The organism is Bradyrhizobium sp. LjRoot220, from assembly GCF_964252915.1.
Lineage (GTDB): Bacteria > Pseudomonadota > Alphaproteobacteria > Rhizobiales > Xanthobacteraceae > Bradyrhizobium.
Map to the genome: position 1 here is coordinate 1594423 of NZ_CAXUPS020000001.1, position 22007 is coordinate 1616429.

The 22007-nt window shown below is 63.5% G+C and carries 20 protein-coding genes; 11 read left to right on the forward strand and 9 right to left on the reverse strand.

Annotated features, from left to right (window positions below; all coding sequences use genetic code 11):
* The first annotated feature begins 30 nt into the window (after window positions 1-30).
* Both ACSQ84_RS07010 and ACSQ84_RS07015 read left to right on the forward strand, forming a co-directional pair.
* The gene (locus tag ACSQ84_RS07010; protein ID WP_436210885.1) at window positions 31-420 is read left to right on the forward strand and encodes a HesB/IscA family protein; all 390 of its coding nucleotides are present in this window, start codon (window positions 31-33) and stop codon (window positions 418-420) included.
* A 171-nt stretch (window positions 421-591) separates the two neighbouring features.
* Window positions 592-1050 (forward strand): TfoX/Sxy family protein, encoded by a 459-nt coding sequence (locus ACSQ84_RS07015; RefSeq protein WP_436210886.1) that lies wholly within the window; start codon window positions 592-594, stop codon window positions 1048-1050.
* Between the two features lie 72 nt (window positions 1051-1122).
* On the opposite strand, the gene ACSQ84_RS07020 is transcribed toward ACSQ84_RS07015, so the two are convergent.
* From ACSQ84_RS07020 to ACSQ84_RS07030, 3 genes are all read right to left on the reverse strand, one after another.
* A complete protein-coding gene (locus ACSQ84_RS07020) occupies window positions 1123-2190 on the reverse strand; it encodes a GGDEF domain-containing protein (protein WP_436210887.1) in 1068 nt (355 codons plus the stop codon).
* Window positions 2191-2417: 227 nt separating this feature from the next.
* Window positions 2418-3959 (reverse strand): DEAD/DEAH box helicase, encoded by a 1542-nt coding sequence (locus tag ACSQ84_RS07025; protein ID WP_436210888.1) that lies wholly within the window; start codon window positions 3957-3959, stop codon window positions 2418-2420.
* A gap of 311 nt (window positions 3960-4270) precedes the next feature.
* Window positions 4271-5239 (reverse strand): helix-turn-helix transcriptional regulator, encoded by a 969-nt coding sequence (locus tag ACSQ84_RS07030; protein WP_436210889.1) that lies wholly within the window; start codon window positions 5237-5239, stop codon window positions 4271-4273.
* Between the two features lie 234 nt (window positions 5240-5473).
* Here ACSQ84_RS07030 and ACSQ84_RS07035 point away from each other — a divergent pair, with 234 nt between their 5' ends.
* From ACSQ84_RS07035 to ACSQ84_RS07045, 3 genes are all read left to right on the forward strand, one after another.
* On the forward strand, window positions 5474-7348 hold the full coding sequence (locus ACSQ84_RS07035) for a winged helix-turn-helix domain-containing tetratricopeptide repeat protein (protein WP_436210890.1): 1875 nt from the start codon (window positions 5474-5476) through the stop codon (window positions 7346-7348).
* 137 nt (window positions 7349-7485) lie between these two features.
* Window positions 7486-8988 (forward strand): caspase family protein, encoded by a 1503-nt coding sequence (locus ACSQ84_RS07040; RefSeq protein ID WP_436210891.1) that lies wholly within the window; start codon window positions 7486-7488, stop codon window positions 8986-8988.
* A 48-nt stretch (window positions 8989-9036) separates the two neighbouring features.
* On the forward strand, window positions 9037-10296 hold the full coding sequence (locus ACSQ84_RS07045; protein ID WP_436210892.1) for an FAD-dependent oxidoreductase: 1260 nt from the start codon (window positions 9037-9039) through the stop codon (window positions 10294-10296).
* Between the two features lie 88 nt (window positions 10297-10384).
* On the opposite strand, the gene ACSQ84_RS07050 is transcribed toward ACSQ84_RS07045, so the two are convergent.
* The 6 genes from ACSQ84_RS07050 to parE form a co-directional block, all read right to left on the reverse strand.
* Window positions 10385-11200: an outer membrane protein gene (locus ACSQ84_RS07050; RefSeq protein WP_436210893.1), complete on the reverse strand. Its 816-nt coding sequence runs from the start codon at window positions 11198-11200 to the stop codon at window positions 10385-10387.
* A 204-nt stretch (window positions 11201-11404) separates the two neighbouring features.
* Window positions 11405-12175, reverse strand: coding sequence for an SDR family NAD(P)-dependent oxidoreductase (locus ACSQ84_RS07055; RefSeq protein ID WP_436210894.1), 771 nt, complete (start codon window positions 12173-12175; stop codon window positions 11405-11407).
* Between the two features lie 105 nt (window positions 12176-12280).
* Window positions 12281-12466: a hypothetical protein gene (locus tag ACSQ84_RS07060; RefSeq protein ID WP_436210895.1), complete on the reverse strand. Its 186-nt coding sequence runs from the start codon at window positions 12464-12466 to the stop codon at window positions 12281-12283.
* Between the two features lie 195 nt (window positions 12467-12661).
* Complete coding sequence (locus tag ACSQ84_RS07065; RefSeq protein ID WP_436210896.1) at window positions 12662-13447, reverse strand: outer membrane protein; 786 nt, start codon at window positions 13445-13447, stop codon at window positions 12662-12664.
* Between the two features lie 246 nt (window positions 13448-13693).
* A complete protein-coding gene (locus ACSQ84_RS07070) occupies window positions 13694-14485 on the reverse strand; it encodes an outer membrane protein (RefSeq protein ID WP_436210897.1) in 792 nt (263 codons plus the stop codon).
* A 284-nt stretch (window positions 14486-14769) separates the two neighbouring features.
* On the reverse strand, window positions 14770-16827 hold the full coding sequence (gene parE, locus ACSQ84_RS07075) for a DNA topoisomerase IV subunit B (protein WP_436210898.1): 2058 nt from the start codon (window positions 16825-16827) through the stop codon (window positions 14770-14772).
* 221 nt (window positions 16828-17048) lie between these two features.
* Here parE and ACSQ84_RS07080 point away from each other — a divergent pair, with 221 nt between their 5' ends.
* The 6 genes from ACSQ84_RS07080 (at window position 17049) to ACSQ84_RS07105 (ending at window position 22005) form a co-directional block, all read left to right on the forward strand.
* The gene (locus ACSQ84_RS07080) at window positions 17049-17498 is read left to right on the forward strand and encodes a PEGA domain-containing protein (RefSeq protein ID WP_436210899.1); all 450 of its coding nucleotides are present in this window, start codon (window positions 17049-17051) and stop codon (window positions 17496-17498) included.
* A gap of 153 nt (window positions 17499-17651) precedes the next feature.
* The gene (locus tag ACSQ84_RS07085) at window positions 17652-18182 is read left to right on the forward strand and encodes a DedA family protein (RefSeq protein ID WP_436210900.1); all 531 of its coding nucleotides are present in this window, start codon (window positions 17652-17654) and stop codon (window positions 18180-18182) included.
* Between the two features lie 207 nt (window positions 18183-18389).
* Window positions 18390-19379 carry an MBL fold metallo-hydrolase gene (locus tag ACSQ84_RS07090; protein ID WP_436210901.1) on the forward strand — a complete coding sequence of 330 codons (990 nt, stop codon included), beginning with the start codon at window positions 18390-18392 and terminating at the stop codon, window positions 19377-19379.
* Window positions 19380-19664: 285 nt separating this feature from the next.
* The gene (locus ACSQ84_RS07095) at window positions 19665-20348 is read left to right on the forward strand and encodes an FMN-binding negative transcriptional regulator (protein WP_436210902.1); all 684 of its coding nucleotides are present in this window, start codon (window positions 19665-19667) and stop codon (window positions 20346-20348) included.
* The gene (gene argC / locus ACSQ84_RS07100; RefSeq protein WP_436210903.1) at window positions 20348-21397 is read left to right on the forward strand and encodes an N-acetyl-gamma-glutamyl-phosphate reductase; all 1050 of its coding nucleotides are present in this window, start codon (window positions 20348-20350) and stop codon (window positions 21395-21397) included. Before ACSQ84_RS07095 ends, argC begins: the two co-directional genes overlap by 1 nt.
* A gap of 14 nt (window positions 21398-21411) precedes the next feature.
* The gene (locus tag ACSQ84_RS07105; RefSeq protein WP_436210904.1) at window positions 21412-22005 is read left to right on the forward strand and encodes a class I SAM-dependent methyltransferase; all 594 of its coding nucleotides are present in this window, start codon (window positions 21412-21414) and stop codon (window positions 22003-22005) included.
* Window positions 22006-22007 lie beyond the last annotated feature (2 nt).

Sequence of the window (22007 nt, forward strand, 5' to 3'; positions counted from 1 at the left end):
GCCCAGCGCGACGTCAGGAGATCCACTGCAATGGACACCACCGCACCCGTCTCCAAGCCGAAACCGCGGCCGCGGCCGCAGGTCATGAAGCTGACGGAAGCTGCCGCGCAGCGCATCACCGAACTGACCAGGCGCGCCGATTCCGAGATCGTCGGCTTGCGCGTCGGCATCAAGAACGGCGGCTGCGCCGGGCAGTCCTACACGGTCGAATATGCCCACGACGTCCGTCCGACCGACGAGGTGGTCGAAGACCGCGGCGTCAAGATTCTGGTCGATCCCAAGGCCGTGCTGTTCCTGCTCGGCACCGAGATGGACTACAAGGCCGACAAGATGCAGGCCCAGTTCATCTTCAACAACCCGAACCAGGTCTCGGCCTGCGGCTGCGGCGAGTCGGTGCAACTGACGGCCGCGAAGGTGTAAGTTCACCACACACGACCTCATCCCCGCGTGAGCGTAAGCTCGTCGCTGGAGGAGCCGCGCGTTGCGCGGCGTCTCGAAGGATGGCCGCGGGCAAGATCGGGGCCGCATGGTTCGAGACGCGCAAGATGCGCTCCTCACCATGAGGGGTGAAGTCGAGGGCTGGTGGGCAACATGGATCGCGATTTCCTGATCGACCTGTTTGCCGATTTCGGTCCCGTGACCATTCGCCGGATGTTTTCCGGCTACGGGATTTCCGCCGACGGCACCAACTTCGCGCTCGCGTTGCGCGCCGGGCTGTATTTCAGGGCGGACGAGACGACGATTCCGCAGTTCGAGGCGGAGGGATCGCAGCCGTTTTCGTATCAGACGAGCACCAAGACCGTGACCGTGAATTCGTATTGGCAATTGCCCGCGCGGCTGTTCGACGATTCGGAGGAATTGAGCCATTGGGCGAGGGCGGCGCTGGCGGCAGCCCAGCGCGCCGCGTTGCGCAAACGTCCGAAGGCGCGCAAGGCGGCGAAGAAGGCCGTCGCGAAGGCCGCGAAAAAGGTCGCCGCGAAAAAGCCGGTGGCAAAGAAGAAGTCAGTTCGTAGGGTGGGCAAAGCGAAGCGTGCCCACCATTCAAGATAACGAACCGGAGGTTGGTGGGCACGGCGCAAGCGCGCCTTTGCCCACCCTACGGTCTCACCATAAATGTTGGCATCAAGCCACCTGGCTGCGCTGGTCGGCGGCGTATTCGGGATCGACTTCGCAGATCACGCGGTTGCGGCCGTTGCGCTTGGCGGCGTAGAGGCAGGCATCGGCGCGTTCGATCAGCGAATCCGTGTCGTCGCCCGCCTTCAGCATCGACACGCCGACCGAGATGGTGACGCGGCCGAGGATTTCACCGGTGGATTTCTTCTTCAATTCCTTCGCCATCACGGCGCGGCGGATGTGATCGGCAACCGTCAGCGCCTGGCGCAGCGCGGTGTTGGGCAGCACGACCGCAAATTCCTCGCCGCCATAGCGCGCGGTGATGTCCTGGCCCTTGATGGTCTGCTTCAAGGACATGCCGACCAGCCGCAACACCTGATCGCCGGTGAGGTGGCCGTAGGAATCGTTGAACGATTTGAAATGGTCGATGTCGAACATCAATAGCGACAGCGGTTCGCCGTTGGCCAGCGCCGTCTGCACCGCCAGCTCGATCGAGCGGTCGAAATATTTGCGGTTGCCGAGGCCGGTGAGCGGATCGGTCAGGCTCTCGGCGCGGATGGCCTCCAGGCTGTGCTGGAGATTGCTGATCTCGCTCTTCGACAGCGACAGCCGGTTTTCCAGCGCCTTGTTGGTGTCACGCATCTCGCGGGTGGACTTCACCAGCTGCTCGACGACTGCCTTGACCTGGTCGTGGTTCACTGCTGTCGACAGTTTCTGGCTGGCGCCGCTCAGGCTGGCGTCGTAGCTCGCCGACATGCCCAGCGCCTCGGTGATCAGCGTCATCACATCGTCGATCTCGCCGATCACGCGCGCGCCGACCTTGTCGATGCGCTCGGAGGTCTTGATGTGGGAGAGATAGGTTTCGTAGATCTGTTCGAGGTCGGCTTCGCTCAGTTTGCCGTTGCGTGCCAGCGTCTCGTTGATGATCTTGTTGAGGGGGGCGTTGTAACCGGTGGCGTAGACGTACCAGATTTCATAATTGCGGGGGACAGCGGTCTGCCGAAGCGACTTGATCTGGCCCATCGCGACTTCGGCGAAGGCCATCGTGCGTTCGTGTTCGTCCAGCAGTTTCACCACTGATCCGTCCCCAATAGCGAGCAACGCTCCGCGCCGCCCAGCAGGCAATGACTTTAAAAAATCAGCGTCAAGTTAAGGGAGGAGGATGAACGCCCGGTAAACAGTGCCTCACGTGCCCCGTTCACCGTCTGGACAGCGTCCTTGCCGGTTGGCGTCAAGCCAGGCGGCGATCAAAGCAAAATTCTGGAGGCCCGGTTCTGATTCAATCAGAACCGATCATGCTCTAGCTAGACGCGGGCGCGAACGGGCCGCAGCAGAAATGCCGGAAGATGCGAATGATCGGCAGGCTCGGATTCGACCTCGCGTTGGGTGCGCCGCGGTTCGGCACGGCCGATCGAGGGCACGCGCGAGGCCGGTGCGGGCGCCGGCGGCGTGAACGCTTCGGTCGCTGCCTGCGGCTGCGGGCCGGAATTGCGCTCGCCACCCTTGGCATGGCGCGCTTCGCGCTCACCGTGGCGCGGCTCGCGCTCACGTCGCGGCTTGCGTCCGCCGCGTGAACCTTCCCGCGAACCTTCTCTCGCGCCTTCCTTCAGACCTTCCCTGGAGCCTTCTCTGGCACCGTGGCGAGAGCCTCCGCGAGAGCCTTCTCTGCTGCGCGCCTCGCGCGGCTGGTCGGTATCGCCCGCCGCTTCCGATCGCACTGAATAATCGCCTTCCGCGCGCGGAATGGATTGTCCGATCAACCGTTCGATCGCGGCGATCGATTTGTTGTCCAGCGATGTGACGATCGAGATCGCGGTGCCGGCGCGTCCGGCGCGTCCGGTACGGCCGATACGGTGGACGTAGTCGTCGGCATGATGCGGCACGTCGAAATTGAAGACATGGCTGACGGTGGGAATATCGAGGCCGCGGGCGGCGACATCGGAGGCCACCAGTATCGGGATGGCGCCAGTGCGGAACTGCTCGAGGGCGGCGGTGCGAGCCGACTGATCCATATCGCCATGGAGGGCACCGACGTTGAAGCCGTGCTTCTGAAGCGATTTGGCAACGACGGCGACTTCACGCTTGCGATTGCAGAAAATGAGTGCGTTCTGCAGATCCTTGGCGCCGCGCAGCAGTTGGCGCAGGATCTCGCGCTTCTCGTGGACTTCGCGCCCGCAGGGGACCTGGAACTGAGACACGCCCACCGCGGTGGTCGCGGGCTTGGAGACTTCGATGCGTTCGGGATTGTGCAGGAAGGCTTCACTGATGCGGCTGATTTCGGGCGGCATCGTCGCGGTGAAGAACAGGGTCTGCCGCGTGAACGGGACCAGCTTGCAGACCCGTTCGATATCGGGAATGAAGCCCATGTCCAGCATGCGGTCGGCTTCGTCGATGACCAGGAGTTCGACGCCGGTGAGCAACAGCCCGCCGCGCTCGGTATGGTCGAGCAGCCGGCCGGGGGTCGCGATCAAGACATCGACGCCGCGGGTCAATTTGGTGTCCTGATCGCCGAACGAGACGCCGCCGATCAGCAGAGCAACATTGAGCTTCTGGCCGATGCCGTACTTGTCGAAGTTTTCTTTGACCTGGGCCGCGAGTTCGCGGGTCGGCTCCAGGATCAGGGTGCGGGGCATCCGTGCCCGGGCGCGGCCCTTTTCCAGCATCGTGAGCATGGGCAGGACGAAGGCAGCGGTCTTGCCGGTGCCGGTCTGGGCGATGCCGAGAACGTCGCGGCGGGCCAGAACGTGGGGGATCGCCTGTTCCTGAATGGGCGTAGGGGTGGTGTAGCCGGTGGCCGCAACAGCGGCGAGAACCTTGTCGGAAAGTCCGAGATGGGAAAAAGACATTGAGCCTCTAGTCGACACCGCCGTTCGGAATCGAGGGTAATAAGGCTGTCGCGTTCAACCCCGAAACGGCGCGCTTTGAAAAGCTGGGGGCTCTGACTTACGCAGACGAGCGGCTAACCCAGGGGAATCGCGTGTCGATCCAGGGCCGCGTTGAGCCGGAACATAGGCGCGAAACGGCCAAAGTCAATCTGGGAACCGGCCAAATGGCCGAAAAAGCTTAATGTTTTCGCACAAATAACCTCCAAACCGTCATTTGGCGGTCAAATGGTGTGGGGGCTACCGAGCTCGCTGCCACGGGATCGCTCGCCCGCTCAGGCCATATTCCTCCTCATCGCCGCTTCCCTGAAGTCACCGGGCGTGATGCCCTGTGCCGCGCGGAAGATACGATAAAACGTCGCGAGGCTGTCAAAGCCGCTGGCAAAAGCAGTCTCGGCAACGGTCATCGCCGGCGCTTCGCGCAACAGGCGGCGGCTTCGCTCGATGCGCAGCGCGGTGACGGTTTGCGAAAAGCTCATGCTGGTTTCTTCAAACAGCACGTGCAGGTGGCGAACCGAAATCGCAAGCTGACTGGCGATGAATGCCGGCGACAGCTGCGGCTCCGCGATGTGGCGGGCCATCAATCGCCGTGCGAGGGACAGGCGGCCGGCTCGAACCGCGTACTGCGCAACCCGGCTGGTCGGCCGGACAACGCCGCGCTCGATCAACGCCAGGTGCGTGAGCGCCTGCACCAGCGCCTTCGTCGCCGCCGGATCGCTGTCGTCATCCGCTTCGGTCAGGTCGGTGAAGCAGGATTCCAGCAACGGGGTGAGGGCGGGGTGATCGCCGAACGGTTTCAGGACGAGGTCGTGCAGGCGGCTTTCCGGCACCCCGATATCGGCCGCGGGCACCTTCAGGATGCGCAGATCGAAGCCTTCGGCGGCGATCGGGACCGTGTGATAGGGCAGATCCGAATAGCTCGTTCCAAAGCTGCCGCCGACGATGTGGAAGTCATCGACGGTGCGGACCCTGAACCAGCCGCCGCCGCCAAGCTGCTGGCAGATGCAAAGGCTGTTGCTCGGGGCATTGGCGATGTCGCTCGCGCTGCGTTCGACGTGGTAGCTCGAGGCGCGCAGCCCGATCAGTCCTGCGGACCCGATCTTTCGCAGCGAGAATTTCCCTGAAAACCTTGGGCGGTGCTCCCGATCGAGCTCGGCGGTGGCCCCAAAGAGCCCCTTGGAGCGCACCTCGCGCCAATAGTCGAACCGGTCCTTCGGATCGACCTGATCGGTGGTCCACCTCAAGACAGAGGTACCCTGATCTTCGGGAGGGGCCCAGGCGACCGGACGTGCCGCTCCTCTTAACCCTGAAATAGCCACCCAGCACTCCTCCCAAGGATATGCCGCAGTGCGGCAAATCACTCAGGGAATCATGCCACGGTGGCGGTGACCCGGTCCTGACGCGACGGCGGTGACTTTCTGAAATTTGTCTGATATTCGCTCTGCGCAGCACAGACCCGACAAAATTGCGGAGAGCAGGTGCTCTTTTTCGCTGGATTTGAACTCGATCCCGATCGCGCGAGGTTGCGCGGGCCGGATGGCGACGCGATTCGGCTGCGGCCGAAATCCTTCGACATGCTGCAGCTGTTTGTGGCCAACGCCGGCCGCGTCCTCAGCAAGCAGGACCTGATCGACGCGATCTGGCCGAATATCCATGTCGGCGACGACAGCCTTTTCCAATGCATCCGCGAAATCCGCACTGCGCTCGGTGACGACCAGCGCCAGTTGATCAAGCTGGTTTCCGGCCGCGGCTATCTGTTCGAGGCCGAAGTGTCGGACACGCCGGGCCCGGGCGGCTTTTCGGGTGGGCCCGGCGCCGGTATCGAAACAAGCACTGCCGCTGCCGAGACTGTCGGCAAAGCTGATATCGCGGCCGCGCCACCTGCCGTTGTCGTGCCTGCCGTCAAGCAGCCTCGTTTCGCAATCCGTGGCGCGACAGCGTTTGCCGTCGTGGCCGGATTGGGTGTGGTCCTCGGCCTCGCCGTCTCGCTCCTGGCGCCCGATTACATTTTCGCGCGAAAGCCCCCGAGCGTCGCGGCGGATGACCAGAAAATTGCGGAGATCGCGGTGAAGGTGGCCGACCGCCTGAGCGCGGCCTTCAACCCTGCCGCTGCTGCACCGGCCGCACCCGATGTCAATGTGGCGGGCAAGCCGCTGACCATCGCCGTGATGCCGGTCCTCGCCGCCGGCAACGACCCGCAAATTGCCGAGATGGCGGCTGGCGTGACCGACCGCCTCACCGACGGGCTGGCGAAGATCGACCGGATTCGCGTGCTGTCGCCGCGAGCGGACACGGTGCTGATTTCGTCTCAGGCCACAGCCACGCGCATCGATGCTGATTTCGTGGTGCGTGGCGAACTGCGGCTGGAGGGCGAGGCCTGGACGCTGCAGGCGCGCATGAGCAATGGCACGACAGGCGAGGTACGGTGGGCGGACGCGGTTTCGGTCAGCACCGAAAACGCCAGCGTATCGCTGCTTCAGACCCGGCTCACCGCGGGTGTCGGCCATCCGCTGGCGCTTCGAATCAATGCGATGTTCAACGCCGGTCCGGGCGCGACCGACCGTGACCTGGCTGGCGGCAACGCCAAGGTCGTGATCGAGCAGGCGATGGCCTCGATCAACCGGACGACGCCGGAGCGTTTCAAGGCCGCGCAAACCATGCTGGAGAACGCCATCGCGGCCGAACCTGGCAATGTCGACCTCGAAGCCGCGTTGGCCGCGCACCTGCTCCGCGGCATCCAGATGGTCTGGTACCGGGACGATGTTGCCGCGACCGAAGCTGCTGCGCAGTCGTTGCTCGAGCGCGCGCTACGCGCGAAGCCAACATACATCCCCGTGCTGGAGGCCTATTGCCGCTTGCTCAACGCGACCAACCAGTTCATCGAAAGCCTGGTGGCTTGCGGCAGGGTGTTGACCTTCGATCCTTGGGACGGCCTTGCGATCTACAATCTGGGCCTCGGGCAACTTCGGCTCGGACGGTTCGAGGACGCGCTGGCGACGTTCAAGCAAGCCGAACAATTCGACACGCCGCGAACGGCGCGCTGGACCTGGCTGCTGGGGGCAGGGCTGACCCTGGTGGTGATGGAGCGCGACGAAGAGGCAATCCCTTATCTGATGAGATCGATTGCCATCACGCCGGCCACCGGACGATCGCATGCGGTGCTGGCGACGGCCTACCAGCGCTTGGGGCGCACCGCCGAGGCCAAGGTTGCCCTGGCCAAGACCATGGAGCTGCGGCCGGGTTCGACCGCCGTCAACATCGCGCTCGATCCCAAAAATGCCAGCCCGCTCTATACCGAAGCCTCCCAGCGTGTGGCCGAAGTGCTGATAGGGCTTGGCTTGCCGGAAAAATAGCAGCGCCCACTCGCAACGGGGAACCGGGACAACAATCCTGTCGGGGGGCTGGATTGAACCGTCGGCACGAATTTGCCGACTATGGCATGAGGCAATCGCAGGCGATTGCGGCGATTTCGTTAGCTGGGGAATTCCAAATGAGGCGCTGGTATTCGAGGTTTTTGGCGGTGACGGGCGTTGCCGCCGCTTTGGCTGTTTTTGCCGCGCCGGCCCATGCCGAAAAGCGCGTCGCGCTGGTGATCGGCAATAACGACTACCGCAACGTTCCCAAACTGCAGAAAGCGGTCAACGATGCCCGCACCATGGCCGATACGCTGAAGCAGCTCGGCTTCACCGTGATGGTCGCCGAAAATCAGACCCGCCAGGCATTCAGCCAGAGCTTGCTTGCGTTCGACAAGGCGGTCGACAAGGGCGACACCGCGTTCTTCTTCTACGCGGGCCACGGCTTTGAAATCGCCGGCCAGAACTTCCTGCTGCCGACCGACGTGCCCGCGGCGACCGAAGGTCAGGAAGAACTGGTGCGCGATGCGTCCATTCTCGCCGACCGCATCATCGAGCGGCTGCAGAACAAGGGCGCGCGAACCGCCATTCTGGTGTTCGACGCCTGCCGCAACAATCCGTTCGAGCGCGCCGGGACCCGCGCGGTCTCCGGTGGCGGCGGTCTTGCGCCGATGACGCAGTTGCCGGAAGGCGTGTTCTCGATCTTCTCGGCCGGCCCTCGCCAGACCGCGCTCGATCGCCTGTCGAACAATGACGACAATCCCAATTCGGTGTTCACGCGAACCTTTACCAAGGAACTGACGCAACCCGGCGTCAACCTCGTGCAGGTCGCGCAGCGCACGCGGCGACTGGTCGCCGACCTCGCGAAGACCGTCAGGCACACGCAGATCCCGGTCTATTTCGACCAGATGGTCGACGACGTGTTTTTGAGCGGCACGGCGAAGGCGGCGCCCGAAATCGCAGCTACCAAACCTGCCGAGCCGCTGCAGAAAGTTGCAGCCCTGCCGCCGGTGCACCGGCTCGCGCCGTCGAACGATTCCGTCAACGCACCGATCGCGATGTTCTCGCGTCACAATGGCGGCTGGACCGTGGTGTTCTCGATTGCCGATCCGACGCTCGGGATTTCCTGGCGGATGGACGAGGCCGGCGATTTCCGCGAGACCGGCTTCATCGACACGCTCGATCCGCGCACGCGCAAGCGGATGCCGAACCCGTCGATCGAGCTTCCCGCCGATGCGCCGGCGTCCACTATCCACGTGCGCTATGTCGACACCAATGGCGAAACACAGGGGCCGTTTCCGATCCGCTTCGATCCCGAGGCCGCGCTGGTCCGGGACCAGCGCAAGATCCTCGACATGACCGCGACCAGCTGGCTGTCGTTTCGCGAATTCAACGGCCTCTTGGTCTATTACACCCATCTGATGTCGTACCGCTGCGCGATCCGCGAGGTGCGCGTCGGCATCGACAGCGCCGTGCCCGACAAGGTTCTGAAAATGCCGCCGTGCGATCCCCGGGATCCCAGCGTCATCCCGCGCGAGGCGCAGCCCTATCTCAAGCTCGCGCCGGCGACCAAGTCGGTTTCGGTCGAGTTGGTCTACCGTGACGGCAGCGTGTCCGAGATCAAGAGTTTTCGCCGGTAATCCAACCGGCGTCATCGGATTGAGCTACAGTCCGGCTCGGAGGCAATCATGGACGCAGGCAGCTCTTCCCGGCAGCCCCCAGGGCGCACGATGACGGTCCGCTGCTGCATCGTCGGCGGCGGCCCCGCCGGCATGATGCTGGGATATCTCCTGGGCCGCGCCGGGATCGATGTCGTGGTGCTGGAAAAACACGGCGACTTCTTTCGGGATTTTCGCGGCGACACCGTGCATCCCTCGACCCTGCAGGTGATGGACGAACTCGGGCTGATCGACGGATTCCTGAAACTGCCGCATCAGCGGTTGCAGAAGATGGACGGGATGTTCGGCGGTGCATCGGTGCGGATCGCCGATCTCAGCCGGCTCAAGGTGAAATACCCCTTCATTGCCTTCATGCCGCAGTGGGATTTCCTGAATTTCCTGCGCGAAAGCGGCAAGCGGTTTGCCTCGCTCAAGGTGATGATGAGCACCGAGGCGACCGATCTCATTCAAGATGGCGGCCGCATCGCGGGCGTGCGCGCGATGACGCCGGAGGGCGTGGTCGACATCCTGGCCGACCTCACCATCGCCTGCGACGGCCGCCACTCGCTGGTGCGCGAGCGGGCCGGTCTTGCGGCCGAGGAAATCGGCGCGCCGATGGACGTGCTGTGGTTTCGTGCCGGAAAGCGCGACCACGAAACCGAGAGCGTGTTCGCGCGCGTTGAGCCCGGCAAGATGATGGTCACGTTCGATCGCGGCGATTACTGGCAATGCGCTTACATCATCGCCAAGGGCCACTACGACGCGGTCAAGGCGAGGGGTCTGCCGGCACTGCTGGATGACGTCGCGCGCATGGCGCCGATCCTCAAGCCCGGCCTTTCGAACCTGAAGAGCTGGGACGACGTCAAGTTGCTCACAGTTGCGATCAACCGCCTGCCGCGCTGGACGCGGCCGGGCCTGCTGTGCATCGGCGATGCCGCGCACGCGATGTCTCCGATGGGGGGCGTCGGCGTCAATCTGGCGGTGCAGGACGCCGTCGCGACCGCCAACCTGCTGGCGGCCAAGCTGGTGAACGGTTGCCCGTCCGAGGATGAACTGGATGCGGTGCGCCGGCGCCGCGAATTCCCGGTGCGGATGACGCAGCGGATGCAGGTCGTGGCGCAAAACAACATCGTCAGCGCGGCATTGAAGCCGGGCGGTGCGCCGCTAAAGGCGCCGCTGGCCATGCGGCTGATCACGGCGGTGCCGTGGCTGCAGGGCATCACGGCGCGCTTCATCGGGCTCGGTGTGCGGCCCGAGCATGTGCAGTCGGCTTTGTCCGCGGGCAACTGAAGGAATAGTTGTGGCTGCGAATGAATGTCCAACAAAAAAAGCCCCGGGAAATCGCCGGGGCTCTTGAGATCGTAAGGCTTGGAGGAGATCAGTACTTCGCGACCACCGCGCCCGCGCCGAAGCGATAGTTGAAGGTGGCGCGCACGATATCGCCGGCAGTGCGTTGGGTTGCCGTAAGGCTGGCTCCCGGGAACGCTCCGCCTGGAGGGGCTGGCAGTGCAGTCACCGACGAACGTCCAAGGTCGTAGTGCAGGTATTCGACACCGAACGACCAGGGACCGATGCCGTATTCACCGCCGACGCCGGCGGCCCAGCCCGAGCGCCACTCGGTAGACGTGCCGGTGAAGAAGGCCGGCGCACCCACGTCGAAGGTCATGCTGCTCTTGACGCGACCATAGGCATAGCCGCCGGTGCCATAGAGCATCACGTTATTGAAGGCTACGCCTGCCTTGCCGCGGACGGTACCCAGGAAATCGAGCCGCTCGGAGAGCGTCTGGAAAGATGTTACTCCGACAATGGGGGGACCGGCGACGGCCGTGACGGAGGAGCCAATGCTCGAACCCTGGAAGTCAGCCACCGCGCCCAGTACGAACTGATTGATCTGCCAGTTGTAGCCGATCTGGCCACCGCCAATGACTCCATCGGGCCTCAAGTTCGGGAACATATTGCCGCCGGCCGCGAAGTAACCGCCGAATCCAACCGCTCCCCCCGGGTCAACGAAGGAAACGAATGGATCGGTATTTTGACCCCATCCGTAACCGATGTTGCCGCCGATGTAGAAGCCGGTCCAGTTATACACTGCCGCCATAGGCGCGGGCGACCTTGCCTTCACCGCCATGTCGGCGGCTGAGGCGCCAACAGTTCCTGAAAGCAACAGCGCCGTCGCAGCCAAAAGCTTTTTCATTGGATACTTCCTAAAACAGTTTCATAGGGTGGCGCGAGTCGATCGCCGAGTCTGTAGCGATCCCGCCACAGTAAGAGAAAATCCGTCCGGCTCGCGGACGTTGTAGCCCCTGACATTGCCCCACGGCGACAAGCCCTGACGCCAGTGGGGGCTTATTTGTCTGGGGCTTTTTTCGTTGCGGAAGCGCGCAGCGTGACGTCGGCATCATCCCATGACCGAGAAACCGCCATCGACGGGAATCGCGGTACCGGTGACGAAGTCGGACGCGGACGAAGACAGAAACACCGCAATCCCGGCGAAATCGCCGATATCGCCCCAGCGCGCCGCCGGCGTGCGCGCCAGCACCTTGTCGTGCAGCCCGTCGATCTGCGCGCGAGCACCCCTGGTGAGATCGGTGTCGATCCAGCCCGGAAGCACCGCATTGACCTGGATGTTGTCCGGAGCCCAGGCCACCGCGCAGGCGCGCGTGAACTGCACGATGCCGCCTTTGCTCGCCGCATAGGCCGAGGCAAAGCTGGCGCCGAAGATCGACATCATCGAACCGATGTTGATGACCTTGCCGCCGCCGGCTTGCTTCATCGCAGGGTAGACCGCCTGCGAGACCAGGAAGGCGCTGGTGAGGTTGGTCTGGATCACGCTGTTCCACTCGGCGAGATCGAGCACGTGCGGCGGTTTGCGAATGCTGATGCCGGCGTTGTTGACGAGGATGTCAATCCGTCCGAGTTCGCGCGCGACTCGCGCAGCCATTGCGTCGACGGCGGCCTTGTCGGTCACGTCGGCGACGACCGAGATCGCCCTGGCGCCGCCGCGCTCGAGTTCGGCGGCTGCGGCGACCGATTTGGCCTCATTGCGTCCGACGATCGCGACCGCCGCGCCGGCTTCCGCCAACCCGCGCGCCATGCCGAGCCCGATGCCGCCGTTGCCGCCGGTGACGATGGCCACCCTGCCGCCGAGATTGAAATGGTTGGTTGCCATAGTGGTCCCTTCCTTGGTCACGGCCGGGTTGATCCCGACCGTCCAGTTCATTGGCTTCGAATTTGGTTCAAGATCGGGACGCCCGCAACAAGACGGGGCATGACCTTATGCCTGGCCCTGCCAGATCAGGATCAGGCCGATGGCCGCCGACGTGGCGCCGTAGCCGGCCCACTGCAATTGACCGATCATGAAGCTCGATGGTGGCCAGCCGATCACGCCGGTGCCCTGACCGATCCAGAGCAGGCCGATGGCGAGCGCGAGAAACCCAACGGTCAACAGCAATTTGCGCATGGGTTTTCCCCATTCGATCTCTCCCCCAACGACTGCCAGAGTGGCGCGCTCGCGCAGGCGGAGCAAGGGCCGGCGATGGCGCGTGACGGCAGAGCAGCGTCCATATTTCGCCGAGGCACAAAAAACCCCGGACGGTGCCGGGGCTTTTGAGCTGCTGATTTAGCAGAGATCAGTGCGTCGATCAGTACTTGTCGATCAGTACTTGGCGACGACCGGCCCACCCCAGTTGAAGCGGTAGACCAGCTCGGAGCGCACGGTGTGGGTATACTTGTGCGAGTCTTCCGAGCCGCCGGCAACGGCGGCGAGGACAGGGATGAACGGGTTGTTTTTGGTGCCGAAATCCGAGAAGCGGTATTCCGTCTTCCAGAACAGGCCCGGCAGGAAGTTCAGTGCATATTCGGCGCCGGAGCCGAGGAAGTAGCCATCATAAGTCTGCGCTCCGATGTAGAGGCGAGTCACAGAAAGAAACGGGAAGTAGGCCAGGTTGACTCGATCGAACTTCGCCTCGGTGTAACCAGCCGAGAAGTAGGTCAGCAGGTTCGGTGTCACCAGCGCGCCGATACGGCCGCCGACCGACCACTGCGAACTCAACTTTTCCTGACCGCGCAGATCGTCGAGGTAGATCGGGTTGCCCTTCATGCTGGCGAAATCGTAATCACCGAAGGCACCGACCACCAGGTTCCAGGTGCCAAGCCCGAATTGATAGTCGCAGCCGCCGCCAACCGTGCCGAAGTAGCCGCGGCCACCCGCAGTCATGGTGGCCGTTAACTGAGTGCGAGGCACCGTTCTGTCGTCATAGCCGGTGTTCTCCTGATTCCAGAGACCATAGCCGCCGCCGCCAGCAACGTAGCAGCCGGTCCAGTTCACCGTTGCCGCCACCGGCGGGGGAGCCTTGGAATAGGTCCGGGCGGGAAGGTCGGCCGCGAAAGCCGGGGCGGCGAATGCCGCAACCGCGGACAGGGCGAGCAACAATTTCTTCATGTGCAATTCCCTCAAAGGGTTCGGACGAAACGACCTGAGAGGGCTGCAATGCTCGATTCCCAACCAGTATCGGAACCATAACCGGTTCCATGCAAAATGCTGTTGCCATACGGGCACATGCGAAACAATTGCGCGGCGGTCGGTTGCGATCAGAAAGCGCTTCGCGTGCCCCGGGCAACAAGCCCAAGGCAACAAAAAAGCCCCGGACGATGCCGGGGCTTTTGAGTTGGTGTGATCTAGCGGAGATCAATACTTGGCGACGACCGGGCCACCCCAGTTGAAGCGGTAGACCAGCTCGCTGCGAATGGTGTGGACGTACTTGTGCGAGTCGAGCGAGGCACCAATCAGGGCGTTGCCGGCAGTGAAGCGGATCGGGTTGTTCTTGGTGTCGAGATCCGAGAAGCGATACTCGGTCTTCCAGAAGAGGCCGGGCAGGAAGCTCAGCGCGTACTCGTCGCCGGCGCCGAGGAAGTAGCCGCTGTAGCTGCGCGACCCGAAATAGGTGCCGGCGGGAGTGCCGATCGCACCGAAGGCGTTGAGCAGGTTGACCTGGTCGAACTCGGCTTCGGTGTAACCGGCCGAGAAGTAGGTCAGCAGGTTCGGGGTGACCAGCGCGCCGATGCGGCCACCGACCGACCACTGCGAGCTCAGCTTTTCCTCGCCGTAAAGTCCGCCCGTGAAGTTCGGGTGGCCCTTCATGCTGGCGAAGTCATAGTCGCCGAAGGCGCCGACCACCACGTTCCAGGTGCCGAGTCCGAATTGATAGTCGCAACCGCCGCCGACGGTGCCGAAGTAGCCGCGACCACCGCCCGTCGTTCCGGCGCTGAGCTGGGTGCGCGGAAGGGTCGTGTCATCAAACAGGGTGTTTTCCTGGTTCCACATGCCGAAACCACCACCGCCACCGATGTAGCAGCCGGTCCAGGACGGCGCATACGCAACCGGGGCTGCCCGCAGCGGCGCCTTGGCGGCCATGTCGGCGGCGAGCGCCGGGCCGGTGAATGCCGCCATCGCGGTCAGTGCGAGCACCAATTTCTTCATTGTCCAAACCCTCAATCGATGGCGTCGTAACCGACCGCCCAATGGTGCGCTTGCACCGATTCCCGAAACCCAGTGTCAGGACTATACGCAGTTCCATCCAAAAAGCTGTTGCGGGGACAACACACCCGACCGAAAACGAATTGGGGGAAAGCCTGCAAAACGGGGGCGATCAGGCGCACTTGGGGGTGAAACAGGGCGGAAATGGCCTGCAATCGCATGAATCCGCGATTCCACGGGACCGGCCAGGATCGACCCTAAGGTCGGTCCCGAGGTCGGTCCCGAGGTCAGACGTCCAGCAGGTCGTCGCTGGCGAACTCCGCCTTATCGGTGATGAAGGCGAATCGGGCCTCGGCCTTGGTGCCCATCAGCCGTTCGACCGAATCGGCGGTGCCGTCGCGGTCGTCGGCCAGCAGCACCACGCGCAGCAGCGTGCGCTTGGCCGGGTCCATCGTGGTTTCCTTGAGCTGCGCCGACATCATCTCGCCGAGCCCTTTGAAGCGGCTGACGTCGACCTTGGCGTTGGCGTTGAACTCGCTCTTGAGCAGCGCGTCCTTGTGCTCGTCGTTGCGGGCGTAAATCGTCTTGCTGCCATGGGTCAGCTTGTAGAGCGGCGGCACCGCCAGATAGAGGTGCCCCTCATCGATCAGCCGCGGCGTCAGCCGGTAGAAGAACGTGATCAGCAGCGATGCGATATGCGCGCCGTCGACGTCGGCGTCGGTCATGATGATGATGCGCGAGTACCGCAGATCCTCCTCGCGGTAATGGGCGAGCGTGCCGCAGCCGAGCGCCTGCATCAGGTCGGAGAGTTGGGCGTTGGCGGTAAGCTTGTCCTTGCCGGCGGAGGCGACGTTGAGAATCTTGCCGCGCAGCGGCAGGATCGCCTGGGTCTTGCGGTCGCGCGCGTGTTTGGCGGTGCCGCCGGCCGAGTCGCCCTCGACGATGAACAGCTCGGAGCCTTCCGCGGCGGTATTGGTGCAATCCGTCAGCTTGCCGGGAAGGCGCAGCTTCTTGGTCGCGGTCTTGCGCGAGATTTCCTTCTCGGCGCGGCGGCGCAGCCGCTCGTCGGCGCGGTCGACGACGAAATCCAGGAGCTTATTGGCCTGCAGCGGATTGCCCGACAGCCAGTGATCGAACGGGTCCTTGATCGCCTGTTCGACGATCTTCTGGGCTTCGGCGGTGGCCAGCCGGTCCTTGGTCTGGCCCTGAAATTCGGGCTCACGCACGAACACCGAGAGCATCACGGCCGCGCCCACCATGACGTCTTCCGAGGTAATGGGGGCGGCGCGCTTGCCCTGGCCGATGCGCTCGGCGTGATCCTTGAGGCCGCGCAGCATCGCGCTGCGCATGCCGGATTCGTGGGTGCCGCCGTCCGGCGTCGGCACGGTGTTGCAATAGGAGGAGAGGAAGCCGTCGGCGTCCGCCGTCCACGCCACAGCCCATTCGCAGGCGCCATGGGCGCCGTTACGCCCCGATTTGCCGGAGAAGATATCCGGGTGCACCAGGGTGTCGGCATGGATCGCGGCGGCCAGATAGTCCTTCAGGCCGCCCGGAAAATGGAAGCTGTCTTCGGCGGGCACATCCTCGATGCCCTTCAAGAGCTCCGGATCGCAGCGCCAGCGAATCTCGACGCCGCCGAACAGGTAGGCCTTGGAACGCGTCATCTTGAACAGGCGCTGCGGCTTGAAGGTCGCCTTGGCGCCGAAAATGTCGCCGTCCGGCTTGAAGCGGATGCGGGTGCCGCGGCGGTTGTTGATCTTGCCGAGATCCTCGAGCTTGCCTTTGGGGTGGCCGCGCTCAAAGCTCATCCGGTACAGCTTCTGGCTGCGCGCGACCTCGACCTCCAGCCGCGAGGAGAGGGCGTTGACGACGGAAACGCCGACGCCGTGCAGGCCGCCCGAGGTCTCGTAGACCTTGGAATCGAATTTGCCGCCGGAATGCAGCGTGCACATGATGACTTCGAGCGCGGACTTCTTCGGAAATTTCGGATGCGGATCGACCGGAATGCCGCGGCCATTGTCGGTCACCGTCAAAAAGCCGTCGGCGCCCAGTTCGACCTCGATGAAGGAGGCGTGGCCGGCCAGCGCCTCGTCCATGGCGTTGTCGATGACTTCGGCGAACAGATGGTGCAGCGCCTTTTCATCGGTGCCGCCGATATACATGCCGGGCCGGCGGCGGACCGGCTCCAGTCCCTCCAGCACCTCGATATCGGCCGCGGTGTAACCGGCCTCGGCGCTGTTGGACCTGGCGGCGACCTTCAGCGGGGCGCGGCCCTTGGCTTCATCGGTTCCGAAAAGGTCTTTATCGGATTTAGTTTTTGCGGATGATTTCAATGATTTGGACATGGTTCTTCATGTAATGCGCGCGAGATCGCGCGGCGAATCGGTCTGTCTGACTATGCCACGGATGGGCTTAAAAAGTGACGGCCGGACCGGCAGAGCGCTCCTGTCGGGCGCAGCAATGACCGGAACTTTCTCGGTTAACAATACCTAAGCGCGATACGAAGGTCGGCTTGCCTTCAGCCCAAGGTTGCGTGATGGTCGCCACGGGCTTGGGGAAATAATCAATGATAAGGCTGCTTTTGGCCGCGGCAATCGCGCTGCCGTGTGTTGGCTGTGCGTCGGTAACGCGTGGAACGACCGAGAACATTTCAATTTCGAGCACGCCGGCAGGGGCGACCGCCGAGATATCGGGGCTGGATATTCCCACCGCCTGCCTGACACCGTGCGTGGTCCAGGCCAAGCGCAGCGCCGACATTATCGTGACCGTGAACAAAGAGGGGTATGAGCCGCAGATCATTCCCCTTACCAAGGAGGTTCCCGGCACCGGCGCGGCAGGCTTCGCCGGCAACCTGCTGCTGGGCGGGGTGGTCGGCATGGGGGTGGATGCTGCCACCGGCGCCGCGCTGGATCATAAGCCAAACCCGGTCATTGTGACCCTGCAACCGCTCTCGCCGGCGCAACCGCGTCCTGCAAAGCCGCGACCGCCGAGACGGCCTCCGCCGCCGCAGAGCTGAGCGCGAGCGTCCCGTCTGTGCGCAAGGGCCGAAATCACGCCCCATGTCCGCCTTTGTGACTTGAAGTCACGCAAGCGGCTGGCGTACCTGTTCCCGGGGCATGGACCCCGCGGCAAGTTCATCGGCGGGTTGGGGCTGGAAGGCGTTCAAGGAATGCAAGAGTTTGCGCGCGCCCTGGCTGATTTCGTGCGCGATCATCAGTCCTGGGCGGCACCGGTTGTGCTGCTGCTGGCGTTCGGCGAATCGCTGGCGTTCATCTCACTGGTCGTTCCGGCCTGGGGTGCTCTGGTCGCAATCGGCGCGCTGATCGGCGTCAGCGGCATCAACTTCTGGCCGATCTGGATCGCCGGCGGCGTTGGGGCGGCGCTGGGCGACTGGGTCTCCTACTGGTTCGGCTTTAAATACAAGGAACAGGTGGCCCAGATCTGGCCGCTGTCGCGCTATCCGGAAATCCTGCCGCGCGGCGAGGCCTTTGTAAAAAAATGGGGCGTGCCCTCGATTTTCATCGGGCGATTCTTCGGACCGTTGCGGGCGTCGGTGCCGCTCGCCGCCGGCATTTTCGAGATGCCGTATTGGCCGTTTCAGATCGCCAATTTCGTCTCCGCGCTGGTCTGGTCGGCGGCGCTGCTGCTGTTCGGCGACGTGATCGCGCACATCATCGAATGGCTGTGGCGGGCGGTGTGATGCAGGCGTTCGCCGTTCCGGAATAAGCCGCCGGGGCGGGGGTTAGCTCCCAAAGATAGGCAAGGTAGGTAGACACGGCTCGGCCGTCGCACCGCCGTCATCGCGTTGGCACTGGAACGCCGGTAGAAGCGGCGGCAAGCAGGGCAAGGAAACGTCAAAGCGGGAAATCCCGCCACTGCATTCATCGTTTCACTGGGAGGACATCACATGGAAATCACACGACGTCACGCACTTGCCGGAGCCGCGGCCCTTGCCGCATTGCCCCTGTTGCCCAATGCATCGGCCAAGGCCGCAGCACCGGCCGCCGAAAAGCAGGCGCCGAGTTTCTATCGCTACAAGGTCGGCGACGCCCAGGTGAACGTCATCTCCGACGGCATCAACAATTTCGCGCTGGGCGATACGTTCGTGCTCAACGCCAAGAAGGACGAAGTCAACGCGGCGCTCGAAAGGGCGTTCATGCCGAAAGACAAGATGAGCATCCAGTTCGCGCCGCTCGTCATCAATACCGGCGGCAAGCTGGTCGTTGTCGACACCGGCAACGGCCCGGGCGCTTTCGCTTCGAGCAAGGGCAATGTCGGGCAATTCGCCAGCAATATGGCTGCCGCCGGGGTCGACCCCAAGGCCGTCGACATGGTGGTGATCTCGCACTTCCACGCCGACCACATCAACGGCCTGCTGACCGCCGACAACGTGCTGGCATTCCCGAATGCCGAGGTGCTGGTGCCGGCCGCCGAGTGGAAATACTTCATGGACGACGGCGAGATGGGCAAGCAGACATCGGACCGGATGAAGGGCGTGTTCGCCAATGCGCGTCGCGTGTTTGACGCCGGGCTGAAGAAGAAAGTCACGCCCTACGAGATGGGCAAGGACGTCGCCCCCGGGCTGCAGGCGGTGGCTTCCCACGGTCACACGCCGGGCCACACCTCGTATGTCCTGTCGTCCGGTTCCGACAAGGTCTTCATCCAGTCCGACGTCACCAACCTGCCGGCGCTGTTCGTCACCAATCCGGGCTGGCATCTGATGTTCGATCAGGACCCGGCGATGGCGGAAGCCACCCGGCGCAAAGTCTATGACATGCTGGTGGCCGACAAGATGCGTGTCCAGGGCTTCCATTATCCGTTCCCGGCCAATGGCTTTGTCGAGAAGGACGGTACCGGCTACCGGCTGGTGCCGGCGCCGTGGAATCCGGTGATCTAACGCATCGGTCACCATCGTCGACACCGAGCAAAGGCCGCCCATTCGGGGCGGCTTTTGTGTTCTGGCCCGGTGTTTCGGCTTGACGGTGGAACCGTGCGGCCTTATAGCCCCGCTTATGATCCACGCTTCGACCATCCTGATCGCTCGCCGCCGCCGCACCATCGCGGTACGGGCGGTTGTCTGCGTTTAAGATCATCGCCTCTGCCGCCGGATACGATCCGCGGCTCTTCCCCTTCAAGACACGCGGTTTGATCTGGCGGCTCCTACGTCAAGCAGGAGTTTGAAATGTATACGCCACCTCCGTTCAAGCCCGACCGTTCCGCGTGCCTCGCGTTTGCGGAAGCGCGCGGCTTTGGCCTCGTCTGCGCGTGGGATGGCGCCAAGCCGATTGCCTCGCCGCTGCCGTTCTATCTCGGCTTTGCCGATGACGGCACGCCGCGCGCGCTGTTTCATGTTGCCCGTCACAATCCGCTGCTAAAGCTCGCCGGCGGGACGTCGTCCTGGCTGCTGGCCGTTGGCGGCGCGGATGCCTATGTGTCGCCCGACTGGTACGTCTCGCCGGATCAAGTGCCGACCTGGCTCTATCAGGCCGGGCATCTGGCGGGCACGGTGCGCATATTGTCCGACGACGAATTGGCCGAGCAGATCGATACGCTCAGCGCCAAGTTCGAAAACCGGCTGTTGCCGAAGAAGCCCTGGGTGTCGTCGAAGATGACGGCCGGGCGGCTCGATGCGATGAAGAAGGCGATCGTCGGTCTGGTGATGACGGTGGAGGAGGTCGAAGGCAGCTTCAAGCTGAACCAGCACAAGTCCGAGACCGACTATACCGCCATCAGCAACGCGCTTGCGTTACAAGGCGACGCTGATGCAGCCGAGATCGCAGGCCTGATGCGCGCGGCGCGTCCCCAGGCTTTTATGACCGACACAGCAGCAACCAACGAAGCGACGACGCTTGAAAGGAACGTGTGATGAGCACGAAAAAGAAAATCGGCATTCTGGGCGCGTCCGGCTACACCGGCGCCGACGCGGTGCGCCTGCTGGCGCGGCATCCCCATGCCGAAATCACCGCACTCACGGCCAACACCCATGCCGGCAAGTCCATGAACGACGTGTTTCCGCATTTCTTCATGCTGGATCTGCCGAGACTCGTGGAATGGGAAAAGGTCGACTGGAGCCAGCTCGACGCGGTGCTCTGCGGGCTGCCGCACGGCACCACGCAGGAGATCATCGCTGCGGTGCTGAAGGCGAACCCGAAAATCAAGGTCCTCGACATGTCGGCCGACTTCCGGCTGCGCAACAAGGAGACTTATGCGCAATGGTACGGCCATGAGCACCGGGCACTCGAATTGCAAGGCGAAGCCGTCTACGGCCTCACTGAATTCTACCGCGAGAAGATCACCTCGGCGCGGCTGGTCGCTTGTCCCGGCTGCTATCCGACCGCGGCGCTTTTGGCGCTGGTGCCGCTCGCGAAAGCCAAATTGATCGACGTCGATGACATCATCATCGATGCCAAGTCGGGCGTCACCGGTGCCGGGCGCGGACTCAAGCAGAACACGTTGTTCAGCGAGGCCGGCGAGGGGCTGTCGCCCTATTCGGTCGGTACGCACCGGCATGCGCCAGAGATCGAGCAGGAGATCGGTGTTGCCGCCGGTTCGACGGTGACGATCAACTTCACGCCGCATCTCATTCCGATGGCGCGGGGCGAACTCTGCACCTCCTATGTCAAGCTCAACGGCGCGACGCCGGACGATTTGCGGGGCGCGCTCGAAAAAGCCTATCAGAACGAACCGTTCGTGCATGTGGTCAAGAAGGGCGTGCTGCCGCAGACCCAGAACGTGCGCGGTTCGAACTACGTCCAGATCGGCGTGATAGCCGACCGGATCAAGAACCGCGCCATCGTGATCTCGACCCTCGACAATCTGGTCAAGGGCTCGGCCGGTCAGGCGATCCAGAACATGAATCTGATGTTCGGGTTTCCCGAGACCGCCGGGCTGGAGCAAATCGCGCTGTTTCCGTAACCGGAGCGAACGTCGTGGACGAGGATACGCTGCGCTTCTACCGCGACAACGCATCCGCCTATGCCGGGCGCGAGATCACCTCGCGTCAGGCGAGGTTGACCGCGTTCCTGGCGCTGCTGCGGCCCGATGCGAGCATCCTCGAACTCGGATGCGGCGCCGGCGGCGACACCGCGGAGATACTGGCAAGAGGCTTCAATGTCGTGCCAACGGACGGGTCGCCGGAAATGGCCGAGGTCGCCTCGCGCCGACTCGGCCGCCCCGTCGGGACGCTGCTGTTCCACGACCTCGACGCGGTCGAGACTTATGACGGCGTATGGGCCAATGCCTGCCTGCTTCACGTTCCCAGAGACGAACTCGCGCCAATCCTGAAACGGATCTGGCGCGCGCTGAAACCCGGCGGCATTTTCTACGCCAGTTTCAAGACCGGCGACGCCGAAGGCCGCGACACGCTCAACCGCTACTATAATTATCCGTCGCCGGATTGGCTGCGCGAAACCTACGCCAGCGCGGGTGACTGGCATTCACTGAACATCGAAACCGGCGAAGTGATCGGCTTCGACAACAAGTGGGCGCCGATGCTGTTCGTCGTGGCCCGGAAAATCCCTTGAAG